General features: G+C 42.0%; 10 protein-coding genes. 3 read left to right on the top strand and 7 right to left on the bottom strand.

Annotated features, from left to right (window positions below):
- Window positions 1-58 precede the first annotated feature (58 nt).
- Window positions 59-1,291: a tyrosine--tRNA ligase gene (gene tyrS / locus GBN19_RS12870; RefSeq protein ID WP_151778413.1), complete on the bottom strand. Its 1,233-nt coding sequence runs from the start codon at window positions 1,289-1,291 to the stop codon at window positions 59-61.
- Window positions 1,292-1,352: 61 nt separating this feature from the next.
- Between tyrS and GBN19_RS12875 the strand changes: the two genes are divergently transcribed.
- Window positions 1,353-2,480 (top strand): anhydro-N-acetylmuramic acid kinase, encoded by a 1,128-nt coding sequence (locus GBN19_RS12875; RefSeq protein WP_151778414.1) that lies wholly within the window; start codon window positions 1,353-1,355, stop codon window positions 2,478-2,480.
- A 67-nt stretch (window positions 2,481-2,547) separates the two neighbouring features.
- Here GBN19_RS12875 and erpA read toward each other — a convergent pair whose 3' ends face one another.
- Entirely contained in the window at window positions 2,548-2,883 is a 336-nt protein-coding gene (gene erpA / locus GBN19_RS12880) for an iron-sulfur cluster insertion protein ErpA (protein ID WP_111896235.1), read from the bottom strand.
- A 186-nt stretch (window positions 2,884-3,069) separates the two neighbouring features.
- Between erpA and GBN19_RS12885 the strand changes: the two genes are divergently transcribed.
- Entirely contained in the window at window positions 3,070-5,007 is a 1,938-nt protein-coding gene (locus GBN19_RS12885; RefSeq protein WP_151778415.1) for an ATP-binding cassette domain-containing protein, read from the top strand.
- Window positions 5,008-5,024: 17 nt separating this feature from the next.
- On the opposite strand, the gene GBN19_RS12890 is transcribed toward GBN19_RS12885, so the two are convergent.
- Window positions 5,025-5,423 (bottom strand): hypothetical protein, encoded by a 399-nt coding sequence (locus GBN19_RS12890; RefSeq protein ID WP_151709573.1) that lies wholly within the window; start codon window positions 5,421-5,423, stop codon window positions 5,025-5,027.
- Window positions 5,424-5,743: 320 nt separating this feature from the next.
- Between GBN19_RS12890 and GBN19_RS12895 the strand changes: the two genes are divergently transcribed.
- Window positions 5,744-6,289 carry a VTT domain-containing protein gene (locus GBN19_RS12895; protein WP_151709574.1) on the top strand — a complete coding sequence of 182 codons (546 nt, stop codon included), beginning with the start codon at window positions 5,744-5,746 and terminating at the stop codon, window positions 6,287-6,289.
- A 44-nt stretch (window positions 6,290-6,333) separates the two neighbouring features.
- On the opposite strand, the gene gyrB is transcribed toward GBN19_RS12895, so the two are convergent.
- The 4 genes from gyrB to dnaA form a co-directional block, all read right to left on the bottom strand.
- Window positions 6,334-8,802: a DNA topoisomerase (ATP-hydrolyzing) subunit B gene (gene gyrB / locus GBN19_RS12900; protein WP_151778416.1), complete on the bottom strand. Its 2,469-nt coding sequence runs from the start codon at window positions 8,800-8,802 to the stop codon at window positions 6,334-6,336.
- 9 nt (window positions 8,803-8,811) lie between these two features.
- Complete coding sequence (recF, locus tag GBN19_RS12905; protein ID WP_151778417.1) at window positions 8,812-9,930, bottom strand: DNA replication/repair protein RecF; 1,119 nt, start codon at window positions 9,928-9,930, stop codon at window positions 8,812-8,814.
- An 8-nt stretch (window positions 9,931-9,938) separates the two neighbouring features.
- On the bottom strand, window positions 9,939-11,087 hold the full coding sequence (dnaN, locus tag GBN19_RS12910) for a DNA polymerase III subunit beta (protein ID WP_111896229.1): 1,149 nt from the start codon (window positions 11,085-11,087) through the stop codon (window positions 9,939-9,941).
- A gap of 114 nt (window positions 11,088-11,201) precedes the next feature.
- Complete coding sequence (gene dnaA / locus GBN19_RS12915) at window positions 11,202-12,596, bottom strand: chromosomal replication initiator protein DnaA (protein WP_151709577.1); 1,395 nt, start codon at window positions 12,594-12,596, stop codon at window positions 11,202-11,204.
- Window positions 12,597-12,804: the final 208 nt, after the last annotated feature.

The raw sequence follows: 12,804 nt of genomic DNA on the forward strand, positions 1-12,804 counted from the left end.
CATAAAAAAAGGCAATCTTTTGCAGATTACCTTTTCAACTTCTTATGTTTTTCGACTCTTAATCCGTAAATGTCACTCGGGCAATCGCCTTTTTACCTGACTGAACAATTATCGTCGTGTTTTCTTTCACCGAATAACCCGCATCAACAACATTCCAGTCAACTTTAACTGCACCACGTGCCACAGCATCTTTCGCTGCCGCTGCATTTTTAGTTAAACCAGCCGCACGAACAATAGAAGCAATAAACAGTTCACCACCAAACTCGCCACGTGAAATGGTCACTTCTGGTGTACCTTCAGGTAATTCACCTTCTGTGATGATATTGCCCGCACCTTTATGTGCATTCGCAGCTGCTTCAGCACCGTGGAAACGTTCGACCAATTCAAGCGCAAGGATTTTCTTCACTTCTTGTGGATTACGCCCTTCTGCAATTTCTTTTAGCAGAGTTTTGATTTCGTCTAAAGATTTGAAGCTGAGCAAATCAAAATAACGTTCGATCAAAGAGTCTGGCATTGAAAGGACTTTTTGATACATTGCGCCTGGTGCATCAAATACACCAATATAGTTGCCGAGTGATTTCGACATTTTATTGACGCCATCCAAACCTTCTAGAATTGGTACAGTGATACACACTTGCGCTTCTTGATCATAACGACCTTGTAAGGTACGACCCATCAACAAGTTAAAGGTTTGGTCTGTACCACCCAATTCAACATCTGCATGCAAAGCAACTGAATCGTAGCCTTGTACCAATGGATACAAGAATTCGTGAATCGCAATGGGTTGCTGATTGTTGTAACGCTTAGTAAAGTCATCACGCTCAAGCATACGTGCAACGGTTTGCTGAGATGCCAACTGAATTAAATCAGCCGCAGTTTTGGTTGCAAACCATTCTGAGTTAAACACAACCTTGGTTTTGTTTGGATCAAGAATTTTAAATACCTGTTCCTGATACGTTTTGGCATTTTCTAATACTTGTTCACGTGACAATGGTGGACGAGTTGCACTTTTTCCAGTTGGATCACCGATCATTGCGGTATAGTCACCAATCAAGAAATACACTTCATGCCCTAAATCTTGGAATGTTTTTAATTTGTTGATTAAAACAGTATGCCCAAGGTGCAAGTCAGGTGCAGTTGGGTCAAAGCCTGCTTTAATTTTAAGAGGACGGTTCTGTTTCAGTTTTTTTAACAGGTCTTCTTCAGAGATAATTTCATGCGTGCCACGTTGGATCAGGGCAAGCTGTTCTTCAGCAGGTAAGAAATTTGACATCACAAAATCCAAACACATCAGTTATTCAATTTGTGCGATATACTAACACTTTTTCAGCATATTGCAGGCTTTGTTGCTCATGTCAGACATCTATATTGGAGTGATGACGGGAACAAGTATGGACGGTGTCGACATCGTAGCCGCCTCATTTGACCCTTTACAACTTCATGCAACACTTACTGTGCCTTTTGATCCTGACTTACAAGATCAGCTCATGGCACTGACTTTACCTGATGACAATGAAATTGATCGGATGGGTAAAGCCGATGTTGCACTTGCCACGATGATTGGACAGGGCATTAACCAACTGATTGAAAAAAATCAGCTTGACCGTAAAAAAATTATTGCGATTGGTTCACATGGGCAAACCATTCGCCATCGTCCAGAACATGGTTTTACCTTACAGATCGGTGATCCAAACATTATTACCGAACTCACGCAAATTCCTGTGGTTTCAGATTTCCGCCGCCGCGATATGGCCGCAGGTGGACAAGGTGCCCCGCTCGTGCCTGCCTTTCATCAGGCCTTGTTTCAACATGCTTCGCTTGATCGGGTGATTTTAAACTTGGGTGGAATTGCCAATGTCAGCATTTTGCCTGCAGATCAGCCTGAAAAGGTCTATGGATTCGATACTGGCCCAGCCAACATTTTAATGGATGCATGGTGTGAACGTTATACGGGACATCCGTATGATGAAAATGGTGATTGGGCAGCCTATGGCACACCCATTCGTGCTTTAATGGATCGACTATATGCACACGAGTTCTTTTCTAAAGAGCCACCAAAAAGCACAGGTCGTGAAGATTTCAACTTAGAATGGTTGGATGAGCAGCTTAGCGACTGGCGCAACGATATTTTGTATGAAGAGCTTGAAGATACCCCTGAAAATATTCAGGCGACTTTAGCTAAACTCACTGTTCGTGCCATTCAAAAAGCCATTTACCGTTCAGGGCTGGAAAATGGTGAAGTGTATGTCTGTGGTGGCGGTGCCTATAACTCGCATATTTTAGAGCAATTGCGCTGGCGTTTGCGTAAACATCACTGGGCTGTACAAACCACAGATGTTTTAGGACTATCGCCAACATGGGTCGAAGCGACTGCTTTTGCTTGGCTGGCGATGCGTTTCGTCAAACAGTTAAGTGGTAACTTACCTGCAGTGACAGGTGCCCAAGGTCTACGAATTTTAGGCAGTATGACTGCGGTTTAAACACTATTTTCTAGACATAAAAAAAGCCCTGCTCATCAATTACGGCAGGGCTTTTTTAATATTCGAATTAAATCGAGAATGATGAACCACAACCACAGGTTGTTGTTGCATTTGGGTTCTGCACAATAAAGCGTGAGCCTTCAAGACCTTCGACATAATCAACCACTGAGCCGACCAAATATTGATAACTTAGAGAGTCAACCAGCATTTTAACATCGCCATTTTCAAAAGCAGCATCATCTTCATTGGCACTTTCTGCAAAGTTAAAGCCGTAAGAAAAACCAGAACAGCCACCACCAGTCACATATACACGCAACATCAACGCTTCGTTGCCTTCACTGTCACGAAGTTGGCGGACTTTATTTGCAGCATTATCTGTAAGCACTAAAGCTTGAGTACTCATCGTGGGCATTCCTCACATCAATTTCGTCTTGTCTGAAGACAATTTGCGCAATCATAGCATATTCAAAATGGGGCTGCTGTTGGAAAAATTCAATTCCTAGCAATTTACTCAATTTTAACATGGCAATTTGGTTTTATCAGGATTCCTGATTAGAATAAGCACAAATTGCTACCCAGTTAAAAGTTTATGATTCAGCTTGACCAACTCAGCTTACGTCGCGGTGGACGCGTGTTATTTCAAAAAGCCTCGATGCAGCTGCATCCTGGTTGGAAAATCGGTTTAACTGGGGTCAATGGTGCGGGGAAATCAACCTTATTCTCAGCCCTGCTTGGCGGAATGGAATCAGACAGCGGTTCTCTCAGTCGCCCAAATGTCTGGACTGTGGCGCATATGGCGCAGGAAATTGAAGCCCTCGACATGAAAGCGATTGATTTCGTGCTTTCAGGCGATGAAGAATACTGGGAGATTCAGCACAAACTAGATCATCCTGATGAACTGAATAATGATGAACTCGCACATTTATATGGGCGTTTTGATGAAATTAACGGTTACTCAGCCCCTGCCAAAGCATCGCAATTGATGGCAGGTTTAGGCTTTTTTGAACATCAATCTGAACTGAGTGTTGCCAGCTTTTCGGGTGGATGGCGGATGCGTTTGAATCTGGCACGTACCCTGATGAGTCGTTCAGATCTGCTGCTGCTTGATGAACCGACCAACCACTTGGACTTGGATGCGATTTTATGGCTAGAAGACTGGCTTAAAGCCTATGCAGGGACGTTAGTACTGATTTCGCATGACCGTGATTTCCTCGATGCGATTACCGATCATATTTTACATATCGAAAACCAAGAACTGATTTTATATACAGGTAACTATTCGACCTTTGAACGTACCCGTAGCGAACGCCTTGCCCAACAACAACAAGCTTACGAAAAACAGCTCGAAACGCGTGCGCATTTGCAGAAATATATTGACCGCTTTAAAGCACAAGCCACCAAAGCCAAACAAGCACAAAGCCGTATCAAACAACTGGAACGCATGCAGGAACTTTCTGCTGCGCATGTCGATACACCTTTTACCTTCAGTTTCCGTGAACCGACCAAAATGAGTTCACCACTACTGGAACTGGAACATGCAGATATCGGTTATGGTGAAAAACTGATTGTGACTGATGTCAATTTGCAGATTACTCCAACCAGTCGTATTGGTTTATTGGGGATGAATGGTGCGGGTAAATCAACCCTGATTAAATCACTGGTGGGTGATTTGCCACTCATGCGTGGTCATCGTAAAGCATCTGAGTTACTCAATATCGGTTACTTTGCTCAGCACCAAATGGATGCCTTAGATGGTAATGCCAGCCCGATGCTACAACTGGCACGTATCGCTGACCCTAAAATCAGTGAAGCGACTTTACGTTCTTTCTTAGGCAGTTTTGGCTTTAGTGGTGAACGTATGGACACCCCTTCTGAAAGCTTTTCAGGAGGTGAACGTGCGCGTTTAGCCTTAGCCCTAATTGTATGGAAACGCCCAAATGTCTTGATTCTGGATGAACCGACCAACCATTTAGATTTGGATATGCGTCATGCTTTAACTATGGCTTTACAGGACTTTGAAGGTGCTGTGGTGTTGGTGTCGCATGAACGCCAACTAATTGCCAGTGTCTGCGATGAGCTGATTTTAGTGCATGCAGGTCGAAGTAAAGAGTTTGAAGGTGACTTAACTGCTTATGCAGACTGGTTGCGTCAAGCTCGTATCGACATGATGAAAAATGGGCAACAACCTGCTGCGCCTGTCAAATCTTTGGTTGAAGAAAAGCCTGCGATTTCAAAAACCGATAAAGAAGCACAGCGTAAAGAAGCCGCTCGTCGCCGCGATTTAACCCGCCCGATTCGTAAAAATATTGAAAATGCTGAAGCGAAAGTTGAAAAATTGCAGCCACGTTTAACCTTAATTGAACAGCAATTGGCAGATTCAAGTCTTTATGAGGCGAATCGTAAAGATGATTTACTCAAACTGATGAATGAGCAAACAGATCTGAAGCAGCAACTTGAGCAACTGGAAGAAAAAATGCTGGAGTTGATGATGGAACTCGAAGAACTTGAGGGTTCATTTGAAGATTAAACGCTTAAAAGCCCAGTTTACTGGGCTTTGTTTTTTCCTGTACCACAGACTGCATTGACCACAGACTCGGCAGGACTATTACGCGGTGCAGTATGCAAACTTGTTTTTTTCGCAGCTAAACGAATAGGAACATCTTGATTATTTTTGCGTTCTTTGGCATTGACTGCAATGATATTGAATCGTTTTTGAGGCTTACACTGTACTTCATACTGCATATACACAATTTTAGTTTGAGTAATATTCTTTGCCCAAACATTAATCGTTCCCTGAGGAGTCAACAATGAGCCATTATCTAACTGAATTTCAATATTTTTATCTTTAAAAATTGAAGTCCATGTTGTTGCAGCATGTACAGATGTATCTAGGCAGCCTAGTCCAAATATTACAATCGCTAAATTTTTTGTAATCTGATTCATACGAAGATGAGAATTGCATTTAAAGTAAGAAGCACCTTAACAGTTTGTGATTTTCTCAGCAAAATATATAGAAAAAACAAATTAAAAGCGGTGGATAAAGATTGATATTCAATCATTGTGAATGCTAAATTTCTCGGGAGATTATAGGTCATCTCATATCACATTGCTGTTGATAACTTCGGGGAAAATGTGGATAACTGTGGATAAGTCCTGAGTTATCCATAAGGATGTTTTGCTCATGGAGATAATATACACTCTAAAGCAAAATATTTTTAATTTATATTTTATAAATCAAATAGATAGAGCAAAGGCATCCGATTATGCATATTCTTGATTTTCTGTTTAGCCTTGAACAGCAACTTCCACTCATTTTACAAGAATATGGGTTATGGATATATGCCATTGTTTTTATAATTATTTTCTTAGAAACAGGCTGTATTGCTATGTTTTTTTTACCAGGAGATAGTTTACTGATTGCACTCGGTGCATTATGTGCTTCAGCAGGTTCTGTTCATCTTGAATACATGTTCATCCTGTTATTTCTTTCTGCAGCCTTGGGATATATTGTCAATTATTATACAGGACTTTATTTAGGCACAAAAATCTTAAACTGTCGTTTTGGATGTATCAAACAAGAGTACTTCGATAAAACCAATCAATTTTTCCAAAAACATGGTGGAAAAACCATTATTTTTGCTCGTTTTGTACCATTAATTCGTTCCTTTGCCCCATTTGCTGCAGGTTCAGGCGGCATGCGTTATTCCTATTTCATTGTTTATAACTTGATTGGTGCAATGTTATGGATTGGTGTAATGCTGGGTATTGGCTATGTCTGTGCAACTACCCTCTGGATTATATTTCAATAAAAAAGCACCCATTACGGGTGCTCGTTGTTAGAAGCCTAACTCAATTAAGCATCAATATCAGCATTCAATGCATTTTCTTCAATAAAGGCACGACGTGGTTCAACATCATCACCCATTAAGCAAGAGAACATCCGATCTGCTTCAATCGCATCATCAACCGTCACCTGTAGCATATTACGGTTTTCAGGATCCATAGTGGTTTCCCAAAGTTGCTCAGCATTCATCTCACCCAAACCTTTATAACGCTGAATCATCATGCCACGACGTGAGTCCTGCAAGATATGCTGCCAAACTTGATGGAAACTACTCACAACGATACGACGCTCGCCTTTTTGCAAATATGCGCCCTCTTCTAGCAAGCTAAACCAGCTTTTCGAGTTCTTTAATAAACGCGCATATTCAGCAGAGTTTAATAGACCAGAATCAAGTAAATAAGCATGTGGCAAGTTATGCACATAAACAGTAATACGTGGCCAGTAATGCGTTACTTTGGTTCCATCGGTATTTTCAACATCAAAGCTTTCTAATGCAACTTCTGGGCGAAGACTTGGTTGAAGCTTGGTGATTTCAGCCTGCAAATGTTCAGCCCATGTTTGTACATAGTCTTGCTCAACATTTCGTTCAGATTTAAAGGCTTCAACTGCCAATAGACCATCTAGCAAACTTGCTGGGTAACGCTGAGTTAAACGATGCAAGCTCTTTTGTGAAACTTGATAATCCTGAATCACTTTTGCTAAAGCTTCACCCGCAATCGCAGGAGCTTCTGCACTCACATGTAAAGACAATTCATCAATCGCATTGGAAATCAAATAAGTTTCCAAAGCATCATTGTCTTTAATATATTGTTCTTGCTTACCTTTTTTCAATTTATATAAAGGTGGCTGAGCAATATAAATATGTCCACGTTCAACCAGTTCAGGCATTTGACGGAAGAAGAACGTCAACAACAAAGTACGGATGTGTGAACCGTCGACATCAGCATCGGTCATAATGATAATTTTATGATAACGCAATTTGTCTGGGTTATATTCTTCACGTCCGATCCCACAGCCCAAAGCGGTAATCAGCGTACCCACTTCTGCTGAAGAAATCATTTTGTCAAAACGCGCACGTTCCACGTTCAGGATTTTACCTTTCAGCGGCAAAATTGCCTGCATCTTACGGTTACGCCCCTGTTTCGCAGAACCACCGGCCGAGTCACCCTCGACCAGATAAAGTTCAGACATCGCTGGATCTTTTTCCTGACAGTCTGCCAGTTTTCCTGGTAAACCTGCGATATCTAGCGCACTCTTACGACGCGTCATTTCACGGGCTTTACGGGCTGCATCACGCGCACGTGCTGCATCAATAATTTTGCCTGCGATTGATTTTGCAGCTTGTGGGTTTTCTAACAAATACGCAGAAAACTCTTTATTCATCGCCTGCTCAACTGCAGGTTTCACTTCACTCGAGACCAATTTTTCTTTGGTTTGTGAAGAAAATTTCGGATCTGGTACTTTAACCGAAATAATCGCGGTCAAGCCTTCACGGGCATCATCCCCTGTGACACCGACTTTTTCTTTTTTCAACAGGCTTTCATTTTCCATGTAGCTATTTAAGCCACGGGTCAATGCCGCACGGAAGCCAGCTAAATGCGTTCCACCATCTTTTTGCGGAATATTATTGGTAAAGCAGCGAACATTTTCCTGATAAGAATCATTCCATTGCAATGCAACTTCAACACCAATGCCGTTTTCAGCCTGAGTGGTGAAATGAAAAATCTCATTCAGATGGTTTTTGCCTTGGTTAATGTATTTCACAAACTCAGACAAACCACCTTCATAATCATATACATGCTCAAGGTTAATACGTTCGTCACGTAAAACAATACGTACACCAGCATTCAAGAAAGAAAGTTCACGCAAACGACGCGCTAAAATATCGACATTGAAAATCGTCTGGCTAAAGGTTTCAGCACTTGGCCAAAAGCGGACGATGGTTCCTGTTTTATCTGTTGTGCCAATCACTCGAAGTGGATACTGCGGATCGCCATGTTGATATTCTTGTTCATGGACTTGACCTGCGCGGTAAATCGTCAGTTGTAGTTTGCTCGATAAAGCATTAACCACCGAAACACCAACGCCATGCAAACCACCAGAAACTTTATAGCTATTGTCGTCAAATTTACCGCCTGCATGCAGAATGGTGAGAATCACTTCTGCGGCAGAAACACCTTCTTCTGGGTGAATATCGGTTGGAATACCACGACCGTTGTCTGACACACTGACGGATTCATCTTCATGAATCGTGACCACGATTTCGTCACAATGCCCCGCCAAAGCTTCATCAATCGCGTTATCAACGACCTCAAAGACCATATGGTGCAAACCTGTACCATCGTCGGTATCCCCAATGTACATCCCAGGGCGTTTACGTACAGCGTCTAAACCTCGTAAAACCTTAATGCTAGAGGAATCATAAGCCTTTTCATTGGTTTGTTCTGTTTGAGAAGCAGGTTGAGACTCTGAACTCATGTTTTCTCCCTAGTCATTGTGAACGACAGATTCAACAGGCTGCTGATCAGCTTGAATACTGTGAATCTTGCCGTTTTCTACATTGAATAATTGATAAAAAATAGATAGATCATGTAAATGTTTCTGTACCAACTCATGATCCAAAGTGGTCAAAAAAACCTGACTACCCAGTTGGCTTAAACGTTCCAATAAACGTCGTTGGGCAGCATTATCAAGCTCTGCCGTCAAATCATCTAATAATACCACAGTTTCCTTATTACTCGCATGTAGCATTGCAATCTGTGACAGTTTTAACGCAATGATCAGCAATTTTTTTTGCCCACGCGACAGGACGATATCGGCATCGCCTAATGCTGTTTTTAGGCGTAAATCTGCCCGATGTGGACCATATTCGGTATAGCGTCGCTCTTTGTCTTTATCGTGTGCTGAAACCAGTTGTTGCAGCAAACCTTCTTTCTCATGAAAGCCTGCGCTATATTCCAGACGAATCTCAACATCAGGCAATAAATACTGAATATCCTGCTGAAAATACTGATTCCAATGCTGGACAATACTCATGCGCTGATGGTGCAACATTTCACCATATTCACTCAGCAACCTGTTCCAAGGCTCAAGATCCAGCAATGTCAGATGTCGCTGAGTTTTTAATAAACTATTTCGCTGTTTCAACGCTCGAGTGTAGGCTTGCCATGCCGCATAAAAGTCAGGTTCCACGTGGAACATCAGCCAGTCCAACAACTGTCGTCTTGGCTTTGCGCCATGATCAATAATATCGGTACTTTGTGGTTCAATCAGTTGTAAGGGAAGTATTTTAGCCAACTGACCTTGGGTTGCAATACTATCGCCATTAACCTTAATCAGTTGCTCACCCGAAGTAAATTTTTGAATACCAATTTTATCTTGACCCGCTTGGGCGAAAATTAATGCATGACTTTGCTCATGCTGAATATAATTTTTAGGAAGGTGGGTACGAAAAGAACGTCCTGTTGCCAGTAAATGAATGGCTTCTAAAACTGAAGTTTTCCCTGAACCATTCTGACCATAAAAAACATTAAATGGCTGCAAGCAAGGCATTGCAGCCATTTCAATGTTACGCACACGTTCGATACTTAAACGCGTAATATGCATAGGCGTCGTTACACACGCATTGGCATGACCACATACGTCTGGTCAGCGTGAGCAGGATCTTGAACCAATACCGATTGGTTTGCCTCAGTCATGGTCATAGTAACATCATCGCCATCCAAAACACTGAGAACGTCAAGTAAGTATTGTGCGTTGAATGACATTTCCAATGCTTCATCGGCATATTGAATGACTAAGTCTTCACTCGCTTCATCTTGCTCTGGGTTATTGGCACGTAGTTGCAGAGTATCGGTATAGAAGTTTAAGAATACGCCACGTAATTTTTCATTACTTAAAATCGCAACACGTTGCAAAGACTGTTTAAATACGTCATGCGCAATCACAACATGTTTGTCACCACCACGAGGAATCACGCGGCGGTAGTCTGGGAATTTTCCATCAATCAATTTTGTCGTAAAGCGAACTGTAACACTGCCCTGCTCTTTATCACGGCTTGGCAATTGAATGGTGACATTCAACAATTCACGACCAATCAAAACCGTTAACGGTTGATCTTCAATCGTCAATAAACGTTGTAACTCACCCACGGCTTTACGTGGAACAATCGCTTGCAACGGCTGTGATGCAGTTGACGCAGCAGAAGTTTCACAGAGTGCCAAACGGTGACCATCGGTGGTTACTGCACGAAGTTGGTTTTGATCAATCTCAAGCAAAGTGCCCGTCAAATAAAAACGTACATCTTGTACCGCCATCGCGAACGCAGTTTTTTCAAATAAGCGTTTTAGTTCGCGTTGAGTCACCTGAACCTGTGTGCCTTGGGTATTTTCAGTCGTTAATAACGGATAATCTTCCGCAGGGAGTGTACCAAGTACAAAACGGCTGTTGCCTGACTTCAAGATACAACGCTGATCTTCAGTAATCTGTAAATCAATCAACGCTGCGCTTGGTAAAGATTTGCAGATATCCATAAGTTTACGTGCAGGAACGGTCGTCTCCCCTGCCTGTAAACATGCACCTTCGGCAAATGGCATGCTTGCCACCAATTCAACTTCTAAATCCGACCCTGTAATGGTCAATGCTTGTGCAGAAGCTTGAATTTTGACATTAGATAAAATGTTTAAAGTATGTCGACGTTCTACGACCCCAACAACATGAGATAGTACATTTAACAGACTCTCTTTCGCGATTTTTAGGCGCACAATGCATTCCTCTAACAGGTATCTTTTTAGACAAATAGGGGGTTGAGTCGAGTACTATGCGGCAGAAGCCTATACATTGCAACTCGACTTTTTCTCTTCAATAAATTTTGGATTTTAACTCTGTAACAGGCGGGTTAAATTCTTATAATCTTCATCAAAAATTGGATCTTCTTCGCGTAAGCTTTGCACTTTTTCGCAGGCATGCATCACGGTACTATGGTCACGTCCACCAAATGCCATACCAATCTCAGGAAAGCTATCACCTGTCAATTCACGGGCCAATCCCATGGCTAACTGACGAGGACGTGCATAAATACGAGTACGCTTTGGTCCAACTAATTCTTTGAGCGGAATACGAAAATATTCACTGACCACACGTTGAATATTTTCAGTACTAATGGTTCTTGCCCGAATTGCCAAAACATCTTTTAGCGATTCACGTACAATATCAAGATCAATTGTAGACCCTTTAAAGCGTGAGATCGCAACAACTTTGTTGAGTGCCCCTTCAAGCTCACGAACATTGGCAACCACTTGCTGAGCAATAAACAGTGCACAGTTACGGGGTAAATCAACGCCAGTGCTTTCGGCTTTTTTCAACAAAATCTCAATACGGGTTTCAATATCAGGTGGTTCAACCCCAACCGATAATCCCCAAGAGAAACGTGAAACTAAACGAGGATCTAGTTCTGTTAATTCTTTTGGATAACGATCTGACGTTAGAATAATTTGCTTAGATTCATCTAACAGTGCATTAAACGTGTAAAAGAACTCCACCAGACTGGCTTCTTTACCCGCCAGTAAGTGAATATCATCAACCAGTAACAAATCGAGAGAACGGCAGTTTTTCTTAAACTCTTCAACTTTGCCTTTTTGCAAAGAGCTCACAAAATCTTGTACAAAACTTTCTGCCGTCATGTACATCACACGTGCATTTGGTTTGGCTTGTAATAGCGCATTTCCCACGGCCTGCATTAAATGCGTTTTACCCAAACCCGTAGGTCCATAAAGAAATAATGGGTTGTGCTGAGATGCACCGAGCTGAGTAAGTACTTTACGGCAGGTTTCAGCTGCCATTTGGTTAGAACGTCCTTCAACAAATAAGGAAAAAGTAAAGAGAGGGTTTAACTGGCGTTTCTTGCTCAGTTTCGACACAGGTTGAGCAACAGGAGCGACTTCAGATTCTTTTTCTTTTCGAGATGAACTGGGTACAGGTGTTTCCAGAGCTGCTGTTGTTGTTGCTGGCTGTTCACTGGCTTTTAAAATTGCACCAGGACGAGAATCCACCATAATCTCAACTTGGCGAATACGACCTTCTGAAAGCTGCTCAGCCAATATGGAAATCAACTCAAGATGATGCTCTTGAATATAACGAGTCCAATACGGATTTGGCGCGTATAAACGTAAGATCTGTTCATGCTCTTCAGCAACCAATGGGCGAATCCACATGGCAAAGACATTATCAGAGAGCTCTTGTCGCAAGCGAGTTAAGCAGTCTGTCCAAAGCATGAGATTCTCCTACGTACCGACTTAAATAAAAAGATTCCCCGTACTTCAATAGCAGGGGGTGGGTATTCTAACCAAGTTATCCACATCTGTCATAGAGAAATCCACAGATTTGCATAAAAAATAGCAATTCAATCTCTCTAAAGTTTCGCAAAATACTTGTGGATAAGTTTATACACAACCTGTGGATAAAATATATCACAAAGTTATC

Origin of the sequence: Acinetobacter brisouii, from assembly GCF_008993995.1 — a bacterium.
GTDB classification, from domain to species: Bacteria; Pseudomonadota; Gammaproteobacteria; order Pseudomonadales; family Moraxellaceae; genus Acinetobacter; species Acinetobacter brisouii_A.